General features: G+C 44.4%; 14 protein-coding genes. 11 read left to right on the forward strand and 3 right to left on the reverse strand.

Annotated features, from left to right (window positions below):
- Positions 1–186 precede the first annotated feature (186 nt).
- The 4 genes from pflB (at position 187) to FLM53_RS02635 (ending at position 5,309) form a co-directional block, all read left to right on the forward strand.
- Complete coding sequence (gene pflB, locus FLM53_RS02620) at positions 187–2,463, forward strand: formate C-acetyltransferase (RefSeq protein ID WP_048659694.1); 2,277 nt, start codon at positions 187–189, stop codon at positions 2,461–2,463.
- A gap of 201 nt (positions 2,464–2,664) precedes the next feature.
- A complete protein-coding gene (locus FLM53_RS02625; protein WP_176680160.1) occupies positions 2,665–3,666 on the forward strand; it encodes a lipid A deacylase LpxR family protein in 1,002 nt (333 codons plus the stop codon).
- Between the two features lie 164 nt (positions 3,667–3,830).
- The gene (pflA, locus tag FLM53_RS02630; RefSeq protein ID WP_017631242.1) at positions 3,831–4,571 is read left to right on the forward strand and encodes a pyruvate formate lyase 1-activating protein; all 741 of its coding nucleotides are present in this window, start codon (positions 3,831–3,833) and stop codon (positions 4,569–4,571) included.
- Positions 4,572–4,808: 237 nt separating this feature from the next.
- Positions 4,809–5,309 (forward strand): YfbU family protein, encoded by a 501-nt coding sequence (locus tag FLM53_RS02635; RefSeq protein WP_017631241.1) that lies wholly within the window; start codon positions 4,809–4,811, stop codon positions 5,307–5,309.
- Positions 5,310–5,404: 95 nt separating this feature from the next.
- Here the strand turns inward: FLM53_RS02635 and FLM53_RS02640 are convergent, their stop codons facing one another.
- Positions 5,405–6,118, reverse strand: coding sequence for a MipA/OmpV family protein (locus FLM53_RS02640; protein ID WP_176680916.1), 714 nt, complete (start codon positions 6,116–6,118; stop codon positions 5,405–5,407).
- Between the two features lie 396 nt (positions 6,119–6,514).
- Here FLM53_RS02640 and FLM53_RS02645 point away from each other — a divergent pair, with 396 nt between their 5' ends.
- The 3 genes from FLM53_RS02645 to FLM53_RS02655 all read left to right on the forward strand — a co-directional run bounded on the left by FLM53_RS02645 (position 6,515) and on the right by FLM53_RS02655 (position 11,415).
- Positions 6,515–8,449, forward strand: a complete 1,935-nt coding sequence (locus tag FLM53_RS02645; protein WP_017631239.1) for a PrkA family serine protein kinase — start codon at positions 6,515–6,517, stop codon at positions 8,447–8,449.
- Positions 8,450–8,569: 120 nt separating this feature from the next.
- On the forward strand, positions 8,570–9,841 hold the full coding sequence (locus FLM53_RS02650) for a YeaH/YhbH family protein (protein ID WP_176680161.1): 1,272 nt from the start codon (positions 8,570–8,572) through the stop codon (positions 9,839–9,841).
- An 11-nt stretch (positions 9,842–9,852) separates the two neighbouring features.
- Positions 9,853–11,415: a SpoVR family protein gene (locus FLM53_RS02655; protein WP_176680162.1), complete on the forward strand. Its 1,563-nt coding sequence runs from the start codon at positions 9,853–9,855 to the stop codon at positions 11,413–11,415.
- Between the two features lie 185 nt (positions 11,416–11,600).
- Here FLM53_RS02655 and sohB read toward each other — a convergent pair whose 3' ends face one another.
- Entirely contained in the window at positions 11,601–12,662 is a 1,062-nt protein-coding gene (gene sohB / locus FLM53_RS02660; RefSeq protein WP_004737399.1) for a protease SohB, read from the reverse strand.
- Between the two features lie 143 nt (positions 12,663–12,805).
- On the opposite strand from sohB, the gene FLM53_RS02665 reads away from it, so the two are divergent.
- From FLM53_RS02665 to FLM53_RS02680, 4 genes are all read left to right on the forward strand, one after another.
- Positions 12,806–13,546, forward strand: coding sequence for a YciK family oxidoreductase (locus FLM53_RS02665; RefSeq protein WP_017629695.1), 741 nt, complete (start codon positions 12,806–12,808; stop codon positions 13,544–13,546).
- 154 nt (positions 13,547–13,700) lie between these two features.
- On the forward strand, positions 13,701–14,408 hold the full coding sequence (imuA, locus tag FLM53_RS02670; protein ID WP_176680163.1) for a translesion DNA synthesis-associated protein ImuA: 708 nt from the start codon (positions 13,701–13,703) through the stop codon (positions 14,406–14,408).
- Positions 14,409–14,411: 3 nt separating this feature from the next.
- Positions 14,412–15,884 carry a DNA polymerase Y family protein gene (locus FLM53_RS02675; protein WP_176680164.1) on the forward strand — a complete coding sequence of 491 codons (1,473 nt, stop codon included), beginning with the start codon at positions 14,412–14,414 and terminating at the stop codon, positions 15,882–15,884.
- A gap of 97 nt (positions 15,885–15,981) precedes the next feature.
- The gene (locus FLM53_RS02680) at positions 15,982–19,074 is read left to right on the forward strand and encodes an error-prone DNA polymerase (RefSeq protein ID WP_176680165.1); all 3,093 of its coding nucleotides are present in this window, start codon (positions 15,982–15,984) and stop codon (positions 19,072–19,074) included.
- Between the two features lie 352 nt (positions 19,075–19,426).
- Here FLM53_RS02680 and FLM53_RS02685 read toward each other — a convergent pair whose 3' ends face one another.
- The gene (locus FLM53_RS02685; RefSeq protein WP_176680166.1) at positions 19,427–20,368 is read right to left on the reverse strand and encodes a chemotaxis protein CheV; all 942 of its coding nucleotides are present in this window, start codon (positions 20,366–20,368) and stop codon (positions 19,427–19,429) included.
- Positions 20,369–20,484: the final 116 nt, after the last annotated feature.

Consider the following 20,484-nt stretch of genomic DNA (forward strand, 5'->3'; position numbering starts at 1 on the left):
TTTTTAGCGTAGTCTTGAATTCATAGAGTAAAGACAACATATAAAAAGTAGTGACAATATATATAACCATATGACGCTGATATGCTCATATATATTGTTATTAATAAGAGTGTACTACCCTTACGAGGGGCGCTGGCTCAACAGTGTTAATGTACGTATTTTTTCTACTAAAAAGGTAGGTATGTCATGGCAGAGCAATTTGCTAAAGCTTGGGAAGATTTTGCTGCAGGTGAGTGGCAAAGCGAAGTAAACGTTCGTGATTTCATTCAAAAGAACTACACGCCGTATGAAGGCGACGAGTCTTTCCTAGTTTCTGAGGGTACTGAAGCAACTAACAAGCTTTGGTCTTCGGTAATGGAAGGTATCAAACAGGAAAACGCAACTAAAGCACCTGTAGATTTCGATACTTCTGTTATCTCTACCATTACTGCTCACGATGCAGGTTACATTGAGAAAGATCTTGAGACTATCGTTGGTCTACAAACTGAGAAGCCACTAAAACGTGCAATCATCCCTAACGGTGGTGTACGTATGGTTGAAGGTTCTTGTAAAGCATACGGTGAAACTCTTGACCCAATGGTTTCAAAAATCTACTCAGAATACCGCAAAACACACAATGCGGGCGTTTTCGATATCTACACTCCTGATATCCTAAAATGTCGTAAGTCTGGTGTTCTGACTGGTCTTCCTGATGCTTACGGCCGTGGTCGTATCATTGGTGACTACCGTCGTGTTGCACTTTACGGTATTGATTTCCTAATGAAAGACAAGCAAGCTCAATTTGCTTCTCTTCAAGAGCAATTCGAAAACGGTGAAAACCTAGCAGAAACAATGCAACTGCGTGAAGAGATCTCTGAGCAACACCGTGCTCTAGGTCAAATCAAGCAAATGGCTGAGAAATACGGTTTCGATATCTCTGAGCCAGCTCAAACTGCTCAAGAAGCTATCCAGTGGACTTACTTCGGCTACCTAGCTGCTGTTAAGTCTCAAAACGGTGCTGCAATGTCTCTAGGCCGTACTTCGAGCTTCCTAGACATCTACATCGAGCGTGATATCGCTGCTGGCAAGATCACTGAAGAACAAGCACAAGAAATGATCGACCACTTCGTAATGAAGCTGCGTATGGTTCGTTTCCTACGTACTCCTGAGTACGATGAGCTGTTCTCTGGCGACCCAATCTGGGCAACAGAGTCTATGGGTGGTATGGGTATCGACGGTCGTACGCTAGTAACGCGTTCGAACTTCCGTTTCCTAAACTCTCTATACACTATGGGTCCTTCTCCAGAGCCAAACATCACTGTTCTTTGGTCTGAGCAACTACCTGACGGCTTCAAGCGTTTCTGTGCGAAGGTATCTATCGATACTTCTTCTATCCAGTACGAAAATGATGACCTAATGCGTCCTGACCTAGAGTCAGATGATTACGCTATCGCTTGTTGTGTATCTCCAATGATCGTTGGTAAGCAAATGCAGTTCTTCGGTGCTCGTGCTAACCTTGCGAAAACAATGCTTTACGCAATCAACGGCGGTGTGGACGAGAAACTTAAGATGCAAGTTGGTCCTGTTTCAGACAAGATCACTGACGAAGTTCTTAACTACGATGACGTAATGGGTCGCCTAGACACATTCATGGACTGGTTAGCTAAGCAATACGTGACTGCACTAAACAGCATTCACTACATGCACGACAAGTACAGCTACGAAGCGTCTCTAATGGCTCTTCATGACCGTGACGTTCGTCGTACTATGGCTTGTGGTATCGCTGGTCTTTCTGTTGCTGCTGACTCACTGTCTGCAATTAAGTTTGCTAAAGTGAAGCCAATCCGTGACGAAGACGGTATCGCAACTGACTTCGAAATCGAAGGCGATTACCCTAAATACGGTAACAACGACTCTCGTGTAGATGATATCGCTTGTGAACTAGTTTCTACGTTCATGAACAAGATCCGTAAGCTTAAGACTTACCGTAACTCTATCCCTACACAGTCAGTTCTTACTATCACGTCTAACGTTGTATACGGTAAGAAAACTGGTAACACTCCAGACGGTCGTCGTGCTGGCGCTCCTTTCGCTCCTGGTGCAAACCCAATGCACGGTCGCGATGAGAAAGGTGCTGTAGCTTCACTAACGTCTGTAGGTAAACTACCGTTTGCTGACGCACAAGATGGTATCTCTTACACGTTCTCTATCGTGCCAAACGCACTAGGTAAAGAACTTGATAGCCAACGTGCTAACCTTGCAGGTCTAATGGATGGTTACTTCCACCACGAAGCTGGCATTGAAGGTGGTCAACACCTTAACGTTAACGTTCTTAACCGCGACACTCTAGAAGACGCAGTTAAGCACCCTGAGAAATACCCTCAGCTAACAATCCGTGTATCTGGTTACGCTGTTCGCTTTAACTCTCTAACTGCAGAGCAACAAGCTGACGTAATCGCACGTACATTTACTGAGTCTCTATAAGCTCACCGCTTAATAGACAGTAAATAATATTAGCCTCGCCAATGTGCGGGGCTTTTTTATATCCGTTGTAAATCGCACAAGCTTAACCCATCCTTCGAAGTGTTAGATTGAGCAAAAAAGCACCCTGCCATTCACTTTTTTTCCACAAATTCTGTCAAATTACGGTAATATCGCGGTTCATAATTTAAGAGTAACTGCTCCATGAAATACCTGCGTTGTTTACCCCTGATTCTTCTCTCTTTCTCATCTTTAGCATCTGAGCGTTCGACGCTGACTTTTGCTTTAGATAATGATGGTATTTTTGGTGTCGACCAAGACTATACCAACGGCTTATTTCTGGGTTACACATCATCAAGTATTACGCCATACAACTGGGTAAAACCACTGAGCCTTTCTTACTGGGGCGCAAGCTCTCTAGATAAGTGGGAAATTACCATTGGCCACAAGATGTATACGCCTTCAGATATTGAGTTGGAAACACCATCTGCCAATGATCGTCCGTATGCAGGTTACCTACACACAGAATTCAACTACATCAGCTTGAACCCACAACAAGCTCAGCGTTTTAACATCACGTTTGGTACAACAGGCGAACGTGCACTGTCTGAAGATGCTCAAAAACTGGTTCACTCAATCACAAAATCAGATGAGCCTATGGGCTGGGAATATCAAGTTGATGATGAATGGGCGGGAAGCGTTGGTTACCTAAGCCATTTCAACTTAATGCGTAACCAAGCACTAGCAAATTCAGACTTCGAGATCTCTAACGTTTCAGAAATCAACGTCGGTAATTTTAGAAGTGACATTTCAACGGGCTTCATGTTCCGTTGGGGTACAGACCTAGGTGGTAACTTTGGCGCGGCGAACATCAGCACAGAGAACCCATTTAAAGCCGGTATGATCGGTGCATCTAACACAGGTTGGTTTACCTATGCAGGCCTTGAAGGTCGTTACCGATTTAATGACCTAACCATCGAAGGCGATCGCTCTGGTGTAGATGAATATTCTGATAAAAACGGCCTAGATCCTGCTATTTACGATGTGACATTAGAGAACGTTCAAGCAACGGCTGTGCTAGGTGTGGCTTGGTATAACCAATACGTTGGTGCATCCTTCGCACTTACGGCAAAAACACCTGATTACAAAGAAGCAAAAGAGTCGGTGTACACCACTGGCGGTATCACAATGTTTGCGTTTTTCTAGCCACCAGCAAGGGCTTTCGTCCTTCACTGTTCAAGTTTAATAAGGGCAATCATCTTCACAGGTGATTGCCTTTTTTTTTAAAGACCTCGTTACCATTTGACCCTATTTTATGTACCGTTTTTGTAATAAAATAAAGGGTATAAATTCCTCTACGAGAATAGCTCATGTCTACAACTGGTCGCATTCACTCATTCGAATCTTGTGGTACTGTCGATGGCCCTGGTATCCGCTTTATTGTGTTTCTTCAAGGCTGCTTAATGCGCTGTATGTACTGCCATAATCGCGATACATGGGATCTTCATGACGGAAAGGAAGTAACGGTCGAAGAGATCATTAACGAAGCAAAATCATACCGTCATTTCATGAAAGCTTCTGGCGGAGGTATCACTTGTTCAGGTGGCGAAGCGATGCTACAACCTGAGTTTGTTCGTGACTTTTTCCGCGCAGCTCAAGCTGAAGGCATTCACACTTGTCTTGATACTAATGGCTACATTCGTAAGCACACAGAAGTGGTTGATGAAGTTCTTGAAGCCTCTGATCTAGTGATGCTTGACCTTAAGCACATGCGAGACGAGATTCACCACGATTTCATTGGTGTATCAAACCGACGTACTCTGGATTTTGCACGCTACCTGCACAAAATCGGCAAGAAAACTTGGATTCGCTATGTGATTGTTCCTGGCTACACAGATACTGCTGAAGATGCACACCTTCTTGGTGAATTCATTAAAGATATGGACAACATCGAGAAAGTAGAACTGCTTCCATACCACAAGCTTGGTGCTCATAAATGGGAAGCGCTGGGTCACGACTATCCACTTGATGGTGTTAACCCGCCAAGTAAAGAAAAAATGGATGAGATTGTCGCTGTTCTTAGTCAGTACCATTCAAACGTAAAATACTAACCGTTTAAAGAACTAATCTAGACGGTACTCAGCCTCCGTTTCAAACGCCTCAATTTCTATTGGGGCGTTTTCTTTTTCGAGCAAAACAATCCTTTCACTTTTCTTTACAACTTTTGTTTATCAATTCAAAAAATCATATTAAATCCGTGTTGAGATCATGTTTCCACTCGTAGGAATGCTGTTACTCTTACTGCAACAAAAGAATACAACATTTAGTTTTTTAGTGAGGCTTCTCCCATGGAAATGACCAATGCTCAGCGTCTAATTCTATCAAATCAATACTACCTAATGTCTCAAATGGATCCTGAGAACTCAGCTAAATACCAACGTCTACAAACGATTGTAGAACGTGGTTACGAACTCCAAATGCGTGAGCTTAACAAAGAATTTGGTTGTTTGACTGAAGCAGAATGTCGCGAAATTATCGACATCATGGAGATGTACCATGCAATGCAAGAGTCAAACAAAATGCTAGCAGAACAAGAGCGCGCTGAAGTTGATCAACGCCGCCTACAGTTCTTAGGTTTTGATATCGCTTCTGAAGCGCAGATCGTACACTACGTGCGTTTCCTTGTTGACTCTGAAGGTCTTTACCCTCAATTTGACAAAGCTGATCACCACTTCAATAGCCAAATGCCAATGCTAGACAAATACCGTCGCATGCTAACAACATGGCGTAACTGCCCTCGTCAGTACCACCTTTGTGCGACAGAGCTGTCTCAAATCTTCAGTGCTTAATGCATAAAAAAGATAAGCCTAAATTTGGCTTATAAAGTTTCAAATAAAAAGGGTTACTCACATGAGTAACCCTTTTTTGTATTCGCTTTTTTTAACTAGAAAACGTAAGCAACACCGACGTTGGCCGCCATATTAATCCCGCTTTCAAGGATTGGGCTGTTCTCGATATCACCTTCTAGGTTGGTGTAACGAACGCCGCCAGTCACTCGAACATTCGGCGTTACATGTAAGTAACCACCTAAACCAATAAAGTACTGGCCGTCCCAATCTGCATCGAACTCATTCAAGTTCGTTCTCGACGCTTCTGCCGAGCTCACACCATACAAGTGGTTGTTCAAGCGTTCACTGTTATACGCGTAACCAATAGATGGAGTAATCGCCCAACCATTGCGACGAATAGGGAGGCGCCATGCTGCTTCCGCATAAATACCGTTGTGTTTAAAGCCTAAATCCGACCCCGCCGTCGCTTCAAACATACCCACCATAGTGATCACTTGATAGCTTACGCCACCCAATACTGAAGCTTCACGCTCATCTAATTTTTGAATATCCACGTTATCAGAATCACCCGGCTTTAATGTTCTTGAATCGTACACCGCTCGAAAAACGATGTTTTGCGGTGAACCCGCAGGAAATAAACGATAGCCAGCACTGAAACCACGCATGAAAAAGTGCTCGCCTTCATAACCAATCATTGGAATAACTGCGCGGTTTGACGGCGTATCTTTATAAACGGCAGGAGAATAGGAAGCAGCCACACCCAATGACCATTGTGATATTTTTGCGTGTGCAGCAGTCGCCATGAGCATTGTCATTCCAACAAAGGCGATTTTTAACCAGAGACTCTTCACTATTTCTACCTATTTTTTAAGCGATTTTTGATAACGCCGCGCATTATATGGTATTTCATTCCAAAAAATCAATAAGGCTTCGTTATACATCCAATACGCATAAATCCACAGCAAGAATTGGAAAGCCTCCTAAAATCATAAAACAAACCGTCGATACCCCATGAATGTAAAATAATTCGATTCCTCTCGGCTCAAGTTACCCATTGCTTTCGTTTGCCATTCAACACGCAAAATTGTAAATAAATACATAATTGTTAAGCAAAATTGTGGAAGCGGGTCTAACCTTAAAATGTAGGGAGAGCCTATTTTTCAATCGCTCGTCAGTTTTGACTGGTTAACAAGGGGAATGTGACTATGAGTATATTTGACCACTATCAATCACGTTATGAAGCAGCCAAGGAAGAAGAGCTGACACTGCAAGAGTTCTTGGCGCTGTGTAAAGACGATAAAAGTGCTTACGCTAACGCCGCGGAACGCTTACTTCTTGCCATTGGCGAACCGGAGGTCATTGACACCGCTCAAGACCCTCATCTCAGTCGTATTTTCTCGAACCGAGTCATATCTCGCTACCGTGAATTTGAAGATTTTTACGGTATGGAAGACGCGATTGAACAGATTGTTTCTTACCTTAAACATGCGGCTCAAGGCCTAGAAGAACGTAAACAGATCCTTTACCTACTTGGCCCTGTGGGCGGTGGTAAATCTTCGCTTGCTGAAAAACTCAAAGCCCTGATGCAAAAGCTACCCATTTATGTATTGTCTGCTGACGGTGAACGAAGCCCAGTAAACGATCACCCATTCTGTCTTTTCGATGTCAACGAAGACGGCGACTTACTGAAGAACGAATATGGCATTGAGAAACGCTACCTTCGCTCGATTATGTCTCCGTGGGCAGCGAAGCGCCTCCATGATTTTGGCGGCGATATTTCTAAATTCAAAGTCATCAAGCTGCGCCCTTCTATTCTCGATCAAGTTGCGATCGCGAAAACAGAGCCAGGTGATGAAAACAACCAAGATATTTCATCTCTGGTAGGTAAAGTTGATATTCGTAAGCTTGAGCACTTCTCTCAAGATGACCCAGATGCCTACAGCTACTCTGGTGCGCTATGTAAAGCAAACCAAGGTCTGATGGAATTTGTGGAGATGTTCAAGGCTCCAATCAAGGTATTGCACCCTCTACTAACAGCGACTCAAGAAGGTAACTTCAACGGTACTGAGGGGCTTTCTGCACTGCCATTCGACGGGATGATTTTGGCTCACTCGAACGAATCCGAGTGGCAGACTTTCCGTAACAACAAGAACAACGAAGCCTTCCTCGACCGTGTGTACATTGTAAAAGTCCCTTACTGTCTGCGTGTGTCTGAAGAAGTTAAGATCTACAAGAAACTGCTTGAGCACAGTGAGCTATCCCAAGCGCCTTGCTCACCAAGCACACTCGATCTGCTATCGCAATTCAGCATCCTGTCGAGACTGAAAGAGCCTGAAAACTCTTCTCTATTCTCTAAGATGCGTGTTTACGATGGTGAGACCCTAAAAGACACCGATCCAAAAGCGAAGAGCTACCAAGAGTATCGTGACTATGCGGGTGTTGATGAAGGCATGTCTGGTCTATCAACACGTTTCGCCTTTAAGATCTTGTCTCGCGTGTTCAACTTCGACCAAGCCGAAGTAGCTGCGAACCCAGTGCATCTGTTCTACGTGATTGAGCAGCAAATCGAACGTGAGCAATTCCCTCAAGAAACTGCCGAGAAGTACCTAGAGTTCTTGAAAGGATACCTAGTGCCACGCTACGTAGAGTTCATCGGTAAAGAAATTCAAACCGCCTACCTAGAGTCTTACTCTGAGTACGGTCAAAATATCTTCGACCGCTATGTAACCTACGCTGACTTCTGGATTCAAGACCAAGAGTATCGCGATCCAGAAACAGGCCAGCTATTTGACCGTGCTTCTCTAAATGGTGAACTAGAGAAAATCGAGAAAACAGCCGGTATCAGTAACCCTAAAGACTTCCGAAATGAGATTGTGAACTTTGTGCTTCGTGCCAAAGCCAACAATAACGGTCAAAACCCAGTTTGGACGAGCTACGAGAAACTGCGCACTGTGATTGAGAAGAAAATGTTCTCTAACACAGAAGAGCTGCTTCCTGTTATTTCGTTCAATGCTAAGACCTCAACGGATGATCAGAAAAAACACGACGACTTCGTTGCTCGTATGATGGAAAAAGGCTACACCGAGAAACAAGTTAGACTGCTATCTGAGTGGTATCTAAGAGTTCGTAAATCCTCATAAACCAAACTGTATTGAGCTGCTCACGTGAGCAGCTCGTACAAACCAATAACTCTTATATCCTAATAACTCTTATACCCTAATAAAAAGTAGGATCGTGACATCAGCTGAGAGGGAGTTCTTATGGCACAATTTATCGATCGGAGGCTCAATGGCAAAAATAAGAGTGCTGTAAATAGACAGCGATTCTTACGACGCCATAAAGAGCAAATCAAAGAATCTGTGGCCGATGCAGTCAACCGACGCTCAATCACCAATACTGAAACCGGTGAGGACGTCACTATTCCTCATAAAGACATCAAAGAGCCAAGCTTTCATCAAGGTCAAGGCGGCGTAAGAGAACGCGTTCACCCTGGTAATGATCAGTTCATCACTGGTGATAAAATTGAGCGCCCTAAAGGTGGCGGTCAAGGTGGTGGTTCAGGCCAAGGTGATGCAAGCCCTGATGGCGAAGGCCAAGATGAATTTACCTTCCAAATTTCAAAAGATGAGTATCTTGATATTCTCTTTGAAGATTTAGCTCTGCCTAATCTAGAGAAAAATCAGGTCAACAAAATCACCGAATGGAAAACACACCGCTCTGGTTATCAAAGTGCGGGGATTCCATCCAACATCGCTATTGTCCGTTCACTGCAGCAATCTCTTGCTCGTAGAACCGCGATGACAGCAGGTAAAAAGCGCGAGCTTAACCTACTGATGGAGCAACTTGACCAAGTTAAAATGACGGAACCGGCACAACCCTTTGAAGAGAGTCGCTTAAAAGAAGAGATTGCCGAGCTACGCAAAAAAATTGAAAACGTGCCATTCATTGATACCTTCGACTTACGTTTTAAAAACTATGAGAAGCGCCCTATTCCATCTAGCCAAGCGGTAATGTTCTGTTTGATGGATGTGTCCGGCTCAATGGATCAAGCGACCAAAGACATCGCAAAACGCTTCTACGTACTGCTTTACTTGTTCCTCAATCGTACCTATGAGAACGTCGATGTGGTGTTTATTCGTCACCATACTCAAGCAAAAGAAGTGGACGAACATGAGTTCTTCTACTCGCAAGAGACGGGCGGTACCATCGTTTCTAGTGCACTGAAATTAATGAAAGAAATTGTCGCAGACCGTTACCCAGCTAATGAGTGGAATATCTATGCGGCACAAGCATCTGATGGTGATAACTGGGCTGATGACTCGCCTCGTTGTAAAGAGCTGTTGGTCAACACGCTTCTGCCAACTTGTCAGTATTACTCTTATATCGAAATCACACGCCGCTCTCACCAAACGCTTTGGCACGAGTATGAGAAGTTAGAAACGAGCTTCGACAACTTCGCAATGAAAAACATAAAAACGGTGGATGATATCTTTCCTGTGTTTAGAGAACTGTTCCAGAAAGAGACAGCGTAAGGGGGCTTGCCATGACAGCGAAATCAAACGTTGCAGAGAAAGACAAAGCTGCACAAAAGAAAAACGACAAGATGCTGCCTGATGGTCCAGATTGGACGTTCAACCTCTTAGAGCAATATCACGTGGAAATTAAGCGCGTGGCGCAGCATTACCGTTTAGACACTTATCCAAACCAGATTGAAGTGATTACCTCAGAGCAGATGATGGATGCCTACTCCAGTATTGGTATGCCGATCAATTACAATCACTGGTCATTTGGTAAGAAGTTCATTCAAACCGAACAAAACTACAAACACGGTCAGATGGGACTAGCGTACGAAATCGTGATCAACTCCGATCCGTGTATCGCTTATCTGATGGAAGAGAACACGGTAACGATGCAGGCACTGGTAATGGCGCATGCTTGTTACGGCCATAATTCTTTCTTTAAGGGCAACTACCTATTCCAAACTTGGACAGATGCAAGCTCCATCATCGATTACTTACTGTTCGCGAAAAAGTACATCAATGATTGTGAAGAGAAGTATGGTGTGGCTGAAGTTGAGCAACTGCTTGATTCTTGTCATGCGTTAATGAATTACGGCGTAGACAGATATAAACGCCCAGAAAAGATCTCCATCGCGGAGGAAACCGCTCGCCAAGAAGAGCGTGAAGCTTATCTTCAGTCTCAAGTGAACGAGCTTTGGAGAACGGTTCCTCAAAACAAAAGTAAGGAAGAAGAGACTAAAATCCGCTTCCCTAGCGAGCCTCAAGAAAATATTCTCTACTTTATTGAGAAGAACGCCCCACTGCTTGAACCTTGGCAACGTGAGTGTGTTCGTATTGTTCGCAAGGTGAGCCAGTACTTCTATCCTCAGAAACAAACGCAAGTGATGAATGAAGGTTGGGCAACCTTCTGGCACTACACCATTCTAAATCACCTTTACGACGAAGGTTTGGTGAGTGACAAGTTCATCTTAGAGTTCCTACACAGCCATACCAGTGTAGTCGCGCAACCTGCTTACAACAGCCCTTACTTTAGTGGGATAAACCCTTACGCACTTGGCTTTGCGATGTTTAGAGACATTCGACGTATCTGTGAAGAGCCAACCGATGAAGACAAAGAGTGGTTCCCTGAACTCGCCGGAAGTGATTGGTTAGAAGCGGTGCACTTTGCAATGCACAACTTCAAAGATGAAAGCTTTATTAGCCAATACCTTTCTCCAAAGATCATTCGTGACTTTAAGCTGTTTTCTGTGCTTGATGATGACAGAAAGAACACCATTGAAGTGAGTGCTATACACGATGACCCGGGCTATCGCCTGATCCGTGAAAAGCTCGCCGCGCAATACAACCTCAGCAACCTTGAACCGAATATTCAGGTATTTAACGTTGATGTTCGTGGTGACCGTTCAATGACGCTGCAATATGTGCCTCATGACCGTATCCCGCTTGATAAAGGCTACGACGAAGTAATGAAGCATCTTTATCGCTTGTGGGGCTTTGACGTAATTCTTGAGGAGCTTAAAGACACAGGTCATCGAGAAATCCTGACTACTTGTCCGAAACGCAATGACTATGGAGCCAAGATTTAATATCCATCATAGTAAGTAGATAATGGGTATAAAACTCCGCTCCCCCTACAACATAGTGGTCACCCGCTCGGAAGTGGAGCAATAAAAAAGCGCATAAGTCATCAGACTTATGCGCTTTCTTTTCAAGGCTAAAACGTCTTTTAATAGACGTGAGGTACTCTACCTAGAACTAAAACTAAATAAGCTTAAACAATCGGCTTTTGACCGCGTTCAATCAGCTTCATCAGCACGCTGTCTGCAGATTTACCTGCCACGCCAGCTAGCTTGTCCGATAGCTTTTTCTTCTGTACATAGTGAATCGCTAGCACTGTCTTGTCTTTGCATGCTTCAACAACTAGGTCATCAGAAGTACGGATCTCATCCACCAGCCCAAGTTCATGTGCTTGCGTACCAAACCAGTGCTCACCCGTTGCAACCTTATCAAGGTCTAGTGCTGGACGGTGGTCTCGAATGAAGTCTTTGAATAAGCCGTGTGTCTCTTCTAGCTCTTCTTTGAATTTCTCACGTGCTTTATCGCTGTTCTCACCAAACATGGTTAGAGTGCGTTTGTACTCACCCGCAGTTAACTGTTCAAACTCAATGTCGTGCTTTTTAAGCAGTTTATTGAAGTTTGGTAGTTGAGCAATAACGCCAATAGAGCCAACGATAGCGAAAGGTGCCGACACAATTTTGTCTGCGATACATGCCATCATGTAACCGCCGCTTGCTGCTACTTTGTCTACCGAGATAGTCAAAGGCAGGCCTGCCGCTTTGATACGATCAAGTTGAGAAGACGCCAAACCGTATCCGTGGACCATGCCACCGCCAGATTCAAGTTTCAGCAATACTTCATCGCCTTCACGAGCCACAGCCAGAACCGCCGTTACCTCTTCACGTAATGAAGCCACTTCTTTTGCATCAATGCTGCCGTTAAAATCAAGAACGAACAGGTGTGGTTCACGCTTGCTATCGAGCTCACCCTCTTTCGCTGCTTTCTTCACTTCTTTACCGCGTGATTTTACTTTCTCTTTTTCCGCTTTCTTTTCTGCTTTATCACGGGCTTTGATGAAAGCATCATCGTGTAGATGGTGCTCTAATTGTTCAATCGTCTGTTTATGATGTTCAGATAGGTTCGTGATTTCCAGCTCACCTTTAATCGCGCTTGATTTTCCACCCACAGATTTAGCAATGACTAAAATTGCAATGATGGCGATTACAACGGTCGCAATCTTGGCTAAAAACAAGCCGTAGTCCAACAAAAATTCCAATGTCATATCCCCTATTGTATGAATTAGTGTATTGTAACCATCTTGTCACGATTACCAAGAATTTCTCATCATTCCTGCGGTTATCTGTGTGATTAAACATCAATGGAATGACGAACATAATAAAAGAAAGAAGGATAAGCACAGTGGATTACCCAATCTCTACAGATGCCCTCAAAGATAAAGTAATTTTGGTTACAGGTGCCGGTGCTGGCATTGGTCGCCAAGCCGCACTAAGCTTCGCTCAACATGGCGCAACTGTCATCCTGTTAGGTCGCAATGTAAAAAACCTAGAATTCATTTACGATGAAATCGAAAGTGCTGGTTACCCGCAGCCTGCGATTATCCCACTGGATTTAAAAGGCGCGACAAAACAGAACTACATTGATATGGCTGAAACCATTGAATCGCAGTTCGGTCGTTTAGACGGCCTACTTCATAACGCTGGCGTTCTCGGTACCCTGAGCCCGTTTGAGCAGATTGATGAAGAGACCTTTGATGATGTTATGCAGATCAATGTGAAGTCTGAGTTCTTGATGACTCAAGCACTTTTACCTGCACTAAAGAAAGCGGAAGCGGGTCGTATCGTATTCACCTCTTCTACCGTTGGTCACTCTGGCCGTGCATTCTGGGGCACTTACGCAATTTCTAAGTTTGCTACCGAAGGTATGATGCAGATCTTAGCGGATGAGCTTGAAGACACAAACATCCGTGTTAACGCGATCAATCCGGGCGGCACTCAAACACGTATGCGTGCAAAAGCGTACCCAGGTGAAGATGCTAACAAGCTGAAAACGCCACTGGACATCATCCCACTGTACCTACACTTAATGAACCCAAGTGTGACAGACATTAATGGTCAATGTATCGACGCTCAACCTAAGTAGTTGATATTATAACCAATAACAAGAAGCCGCTTTAATCGCGGCTTTTTTTGTATCTAAATCAATCAACTAGCACTTACTTCCTCTGATTTTCATCATTTTGCTTTGCATCTTTTTCATTGTTAAATATACTGTATAAATATACAGGTATTTAATTATGCATGAACTCATAAAAAACTTACAAGACCGCCAGCTAATCTGGAAAGGACTACAATCAACAACGCAAGGACGTACCACTTCGACAGGCTATCCGCAATTGGATAAACAGCTTGATGGTGGCTTTCCGACACACGGCGTTATTGAAGTTGAATCACAACAAGGGATTGGCGAACTGCGCCTGCTTACGCCCTATTTAGCTCAGCAAAACTCACAGAAGCTAGCCATATTCATTAACCCGCCAGGGAAGATCTGTGCCGAGTTTTTTAGCAGCCAAGGGATTGAACTCGATAACATCTTAGTAATCGAGCCTCAACGCGACCTCGATGCATTATGGGCAGCCGAGCAATGCCTCAAGAGCGGTGCTTGTCATTCTGTATTGTTATGGGGAGCCGATCTCGAAATCCACCAAACCAAACGCCTACAAGCCGCAAGTGAAACGGGCAAGTGCCTGCAATTTCACTTTAAAGCCACCAGCCATAATCAGTTATCTCTGCCCGTTTCTTTAAGCATGAAGCTCTCTTCTCACGCGCAGGGTTTAAAGGTTGAGGTGACGAAAAGAAAAGGTAGCTGGTCGTATGGCAGCTTTATTCTCGACATGACCCCAAATTGGCCGTTACTAACAGAAAAAGTCATCAGCATCGACAGTTCACATCACAACCTGTCAGATAATACTGTGTTGGCCTTCCCTATTGCGAAGCAAGGTTAGCGCATGCTGTGGCTTTATCTGCACTTTCCATCTCTGCAGTTGGATACCTTATTTAACTCTAATGAATTGGGTTCGAACGAAGAATCATACGAGCAACCTATTATCATCGTGGATGAAAAAGATCATCGTGTGCTGCAAGCTAACCAAGCCGCATTGGACTCAGGTATTACACTGGGCATGGGTCTAGGGTCTGCGGCGGCGCTTTGCCATAACTTACACGTCCACCCTTACAGTATTGAGCTAGAGAAAAATAAGCTGAAAGAGATAGCTCAATGGGCGTATCTGGTCACTTCTGATATGGCGTTATTGCCGCCTAATGGTTTGTTGATTAAAGCCTCTAACATGCTGTCACTCTATGACGGACTAGATAACTATTGGCATGAACTCAAAAACCATTTAGAAGCACTCAACATCCAGTTCAGCTTTGCCACGGGTTACTCACCGCTTTCTGCGATCCTTTTGGGCAAGCAAGCGATCAACCAAGCAACGAACAATGTTCAACACATGAAGGCTTGGGTTAATCAGCAAGCTCTAAGTTCTAGTGAGCTGCCGCCTAAGCAAGTTGAACGCTTAAATCGTGTCGGCATTAATATCGTTGAAGAGCTATTGAAACTGCCTTTGCAAGAAGTCGCACGTCGCTTTGATATCGACTTGGTCAATTATGTTGGTCGCCTTAATGGGCAGTTCAAGCACCCAATTGATTTCTATCATCCACCAGAAAGCTTCCAGCAATATCTGGAGCTGTTGTTTGATATTGAAAACATCCTGTTTATCGAAAAGCCACTGCTGAAATTATTGAATCAACTGGAATGCTTTTTGAAGCTACGTGACCGAGTGGCTTTTGAGTTAACGTTAATTCTGCATCTTAGGGATAAAGACGATCACCATGTCTCTTTCTATTCGGCGCAGGGAGATTACCTTGCCAGTAAATGGGCGAACCTAACGCATCTCACCTTAGAGTCACTCAAGATCACAGCCCCCGTTCAAGGGCTCACTCTCTCGTTAACTCGTCATGGTGAACCACAAATGGCCTACCATGACCTTTTTGATGGAAATACCGGAACACTTGCTGCGTTAGACCTACTTTCATTGTTACAGGCGAAGCTTGGACAGGCCTGCATTCAAACGCCGAAAATACAGCAGGACCCTAGGCCAGAAAAAGCTAATCGCTATTCGCTTCCAACCCTGAGTAAAAACGTAGCAAAGAAACAAGCCACCTTTGAGGTCGTGGAACAAACAGCACCAACTCTCAACATAGCTCAGCAGCGACTCAGGCCCAGTATTTTACTGCCAGAACCAGAAGCCTTAACCGAGAACGTCACCTTATCCCAAGGCCCTGAGCGGATTGTTTCTGGGTGGTGGGATGGCGAAAAAATCATTCGTGACTACTTTATTGCTCACAGTGAAAACGGTCGATGGCTATGGATATTCAGAACGCCCGACAAACAGTGGTTCTTACACGGCTTGTTCAGTTAGTCAGTAAAACAGTTTGGTAAATCGCTCTTACCACTTGTTTCATTAAAACGTCCCTTTTCAATCATGTTCATTCGCAATGGCTAAGTGAGATTACGTTATGTCTCAGCAATACTCAGAGCTTTTCTGTCAAAGTAATTACTCCTTCCTTGAAGGGGCTTCACACGCGGAAGAGCTGGTTTTACAGGCCGACTTCTTACGTTACAAAGCACTCGCGGTTACTGATGAGTGCTCAGTCGCGGGCATCGTGAAGGTTCACTCTGCAATCAAGCAACACAAACTGTCACTCAAGCAGATTGTAGGGAGCATGTTTTGGCTAAATGACGAGTGCCAATTAGTCTTGTTATGCCCAAACAGACAAGCCTATGCCGAGCTGTGCCGTATTATTACCAATGCGAGACGTCGTAGCAGCAAAGGACATTATCAGCTCTCTGAGTGGGATATAATGTCGGCTAAGCACTGCTTCATTCTTTGGTTACCTCAGCAGAAAAATGAAGACGCACATTGGGGACAGTGGCTTTCTCAACATCATTCCGGTCGATTGTGGATCGGCTTACAACGACACCTAAAACAAACCGATCAACAGTACATCGATTACTGTGTGGAGCTGTCACAACATCATCAATTGCCGATTACAGCTTGTGGTGGCGTGTTAATGCACAATGCTAATCGCTTACCCTTACAACACTCACTCACCGCGATTAAATATCAAAAATCAGTGACCGAAGTTGGTTGTCACTTACTGGCGAATGCCGAGCGCTGTTTACGAAGCATCAATAAGCTCTCTCATATATTCAAAGCTGAGTGGCTGGAAGAGAGCAACCGAATTTCTGAGCTGTGTGAATTTGATTTAGGTAGCCTACGTTACGAATACCCAAGTGAGCTGATTCCTCAAGGTGAGACACCCATGAGTTATCTGCGTATGTTGGTCGAGAAAGGAAAAAAGGCTCGCTTTCCACAAGGTGTCCCTCATGACATCCAACAGATCATAGATAAAGAGCTAGGGCTGATTGGCGAGCTCGACTACCCTTTCTTTTTTCTCACGATCCACGACATCGTGATGTTTGCTAAAAGCCAAGGCATTCTTTACCAAGGTCGAGGGTCAGCGGCTAATTCAGTGGTCTGTTATTGCCTAGAGATCACCTCTGTCGACCCAAGACAAATCTCGGTACTGTTTGAGCGCTTCATCAGTAAAGAGCGTGATGAGCCGCCTGATATTGATGTCGACTTTGAACACGAACGCCGTGAAGATGTCATCCAATACATCTACAAAAAATACGGTCGAGAACGTGCTGCGCTTGCTGCTACGGTCATTTCTTATCGCTTTAAAAGCGCGGTAAGGGATGTCGGAAAAGCATTGGGACTGCAAGAAACCCAACTTGATTACTTCATTAAGAACACCAATCGAAGAGACAAGAGCCTAGGTTGGCAGGCTCAACTCACTCAATTAGGGCTACAACCAGACTCTTTGAAAGGTCAGCAGTTTATCCATTTGGTGAATGAAATTATCGGCTTTCCACGTCACCTGTCTCAGCATGTGGGCGGCTTTGTGATCTCTTCTGGGCCTTTGTATGAATTGGTTCCAGTCGAGAACGCTGCCATGCACGATCGCACTATTATTCAATGGGATAAAGATGATCTTGAAACCTTGGGGCTGCTTAAAGTTGATGTACTCGCATTGGGTATGTTGTCTGCGATTAGAAAATGCTTCGACCTGATCAAGCGTATTCATGGCCGCTCGTTAACGATCGCAGAGATCACTCGGCTTAAGGACGATCCTCAGGTTTACGGCATGATTCAGCGAGCAGACACCGTCGGTATATTCCAAATTGAGTCACGCGCGCAAATGAGCATGTTGCCAAGGCTTAAGCCGAGAACTTATTACGACCTAGTGATTCAAATCGCGATCGTGCGCCCAGGACCAATTCAAGGTGATATGGTGCACCCATTCTTAAAGCGTCGCGATGGTATCGAGCCAATCAGCTATCCATCTAAGGATGTTGAATCGGTACTCTCGCGCACTTTAGGCGTACCGATATTTCAAGAACAAGTGATTAAGCTCGCGATGGTGGCTGCAGGCTTCACAGGGGGTGAGGCGGATCAGCTCAGACGCGCAATGGCCGCTTGGAAAAAAAATGGCAACGTCTTTAAGTTCAAAACCAAGCTCATCGAAGGCATGCAAAAGCGAGGCTACGAAACCGAGTTTGCCGAACAGATTTTTAAACAGATATGTGGCTTTGGTGAATACGGTTTCCCTGAAAGCCACTCGGCTTCATTTGCGGTATTAGCCTATTGTTCAGCTTGGTTGAAATGCTACTACCCAGAGTGCTTCTATGCTTCTTTGTTGAATAGCCAACCCATGGGCTTTTATAGTCCATCGCAGTTGGTTCAAGATGCGCAGCGACACAATGTGACGATACTTCCGGTATGTGTGAACGCTTCTCAAAACGACCACACGGTTGTCTCTCATCAGAATGATCTAGCGATTCGATTAGGGCTGCGACAAATCAAAGGCTTGAGTGAACACGGTATTCAGAGCGTACTTGCTAACCGCCCACATTCCGGTTATCGCCATCCTAGCCAAGTAAAGCAGCTATCGATGAATAAGAAGGACATAGAGCTACTCGCATCAGCCAACGCGCTGCACAACGTTTCGGGAGACCGCTTTCAGACGCGCTGGGCAATAATGGATTCCGCTTCTGATCTACCTCTGTTTAGCCAAGTCGATGACGACACTGAGAGTGGTCATGGCAAACACACACTGCACAAACCCAACGAGATGCAGGATTTACTTGAGGACTTCACCAGTGTCGGGATTTCATTAAATAAGCACCCTATCACCTTACTAGAAGAAGCGAATCGATTAGGCCGATTTACTCATATGAAAGACTTGATACAGCAAAGGCACAAATCCATGGTCACCGTTGTCGGGCTAGTTACAGGTAAGCAATCACCGGGTACTGCGGCAGGTGTCACCTTTGTCACACTGGAGGACAGCACTGGCAATATCAACGTGGTGGTATGGGGCGCCACAGCACGCGCTCAACAGCAAGCTTATCTCACAGCCAAGGCGTTAAAGGTACAGGGAATATTAGAAAAAGAAGGGGAAGTGGTACATGTGATTGCCGGGAAGCTCATCGATATTACCGATGAGATTGTTGGGTTGAAAACCAAGTCACGAGATTTTCATTAGCGATTCAAATCGCCCCCCATAAACACTGAAAGGCTAGAAACGCTAGAAACGCTAGAAACGCTAGAAACGCTAGAAACGAAAAAGGGAAGCATCAGCTTCCCTTCATTTCAAATTGTTGAGTTATACCTCAACGTCAGCTTCCGTACGTCTTTTCTTAAATTCCCTATATAGTAATAAGCTCAAAGTCATAACGACTTTAGACGTTAACCATATCATTAAGAGGAACTACCTTAGATTGTGCATGAAAAGTTACGTTAGTAGTGGGCATATTTCGTGTCGATTAATATGCTGCATCAATATTAGCAAACGTTTTCTATCAGGTCACTCAAAACAAACCGTACAGCAGTATTAATTATAAAAGTTGGCGCATTCGCTCTTGAGTCACTTCAACTAAGAGATCCGGTTGGAACTTAGAAATAAAGCGGTTACACCCTACTTTCTCGACCATAGCCTCATTAAAACTTCCGCTTAATGAAGTATTTAGCGTAATAAATAGGTCATGCATTCTTGGGTCAGTACGTACTTCGTGAGTCAGTTTATAACCGTCCATTTCAGGCATTTCGGCATCGGTGATCATCAACAAAATCTCTTGATTGATGTCTTTGCCTTCATCACACCAACCCTTAAGTAGGTTCAGTGCTTCTAAGCCATCGCAACACTCAATAATGTTTAAACCGAGCTGCGATAAAGTGCCTTTAATCTGGTTACGTGCGGTTGAAGAGTCATCAACGATAAGCACGTTTCGGCCAATCATTTCGTTGGCTAACTGCTCATCTAACACACCTTCAGAGATCGACACATCGTAATCGATGATCTCTGCTAGCACTTTTTCAACATCGATGATCTCAACGATTTTGTGCTGCTCTTCTTCTTGAATATGCGTGATAGCCGTTAGGTAGTTTGCACGACCCGTAGTCTTTGGTGGCGGCTGGATTTCAGTCCATGTCGTATTGACGATATTACGCACTTGCCCAACCAAGAAACCTTGTACGGTTCGGTTGTATTCAGTAATGATCAGGTTGCTCTCCTGAGCCTCTGCACGTGACGGTGGAAAGCCAATCGCACTGCGCAGATCAATCACAGGCACCGATTCACCACGTAAAGAAGCAACACCGGTAATGTGGTGGTGAGAGCCCGGTAAGCGAGTAAGTACAGGCACTTTTAGGACTTCTTTCACTTTAAATACGTTAATCGCAAATAGTTGACGACTATTTAAGCTGAATAATAAGAGTTCCAGACGGTTTTCACCGACTAGCTTGGTTCTCTGATCAACCGAATTTAAAACGCCAGACATACAACACCTTAGTGACAAATAATAACTGTGGCTACAATAGCCTACTTCAATGGGTTAAAGCAAAGCGCTAATGCACAGAATGCTTAAACTAAGTACAACAAATGATGTTATACAAA

Origin of the sequence: Vibrio sp. Scap24, from assembly GCF_013394185.1 — a bacterium.
GTDB lineage: Bacteria > Pseudomonadota > Gammaproteobacteria > Enterobacterales > Vibrionaceae > Vibrio > Vibrio pomeroyi.

What these genes read in the sequence shown, in the direction of transcription:
- pflB (WP_048659694.1), top strand. Translation starts at nt 187, where the DNA reads ATGGCAGAGCAATTTGCTAAAGCTTGGGAAGATTTTGCTGCAGGTGAG.
- FLM53_RS02625 (WP_176680160.1), top strand. Translation starts at nt 2,665, where the DNA reads ATGAAATACCTGCGTTGTTTACCCCTGATTCTTCTCTCTTTCTCATCT.
- pflA (WP_017631242.1), top strand. Translation starts at nt 3,831, where the DNA reads ATGTCTACAACTGGTCGCATTCACTCATTCGAATCTTGTGGTACTGTC.
- FLM53_RS02635 (WP_017631241.1), top strand. Translation starts at nt 4,809, where the DNA reads ATGGAAATGACCAATGCTCAGCGTCTAATTCTATCAAATCAATACTAC.
- FLM53_RS02640 (WP_176680916.1), bottom strand. Translation starts at nt 6,118, where the DNA reads ATGCTCATGGCGACTGCTGCACACGCAAAAATATCACAATGGTCATTG.
- FLM53_RS02645 (WP_017631239.1), top strand. Translation starts at nt 6,515, where the DNA reads ATGAGTATATTTGACCACTATCAATCACGTTATGAAGCAGCCAAGGAA.
- FLM53_RS02650 (WP_176680161.1), top strand. Translation starts at nt 8,570, where the DNA reads ATGGCACAATTTATCGATCGGAGGCTCAATGGCAAAAATAAGAGTGCT.
- FLM53_RS02655 (WP_176680162.1), top strand. Translation starts at nt 9,853, where the DNA reads ATGACAGCGAAATCAAACGTTGCAGAGAAAGACAAAGCTGCACAAAAG.
- imuA (WP_176680163.1), top strand. Translation starts at nt 13,701, where the DNA reads ATGCATGAACTCATAAAAAACTTACAAGACCGCCAGCTAATCTGGAAA.
- FLM53_RS02675 (WP_176680164.1), top strand. Translation starts at nt 14,412, where the DNA reads ATGCTGTGGCTTTATCTGCACTTTCCATCTCTGCAGTTGGATACCTTA.
- FLM53_RS02680 (WP_176680165.1), top strand. Translation starts at nt 15,982, where the DNA reads ATGTCTCAGCAATACTCAGAGCTTTTCTGTCAAAGTAATTACTCCTTC.
- FLM53_RS02685 (WP_176680166.1), bottom strand. Translation starts at nt 20,368, where the DNA reads ATGTCTGGCGTTTTAAATTCGGTTGATCAGAGAACCAAGCTAGTCGGT.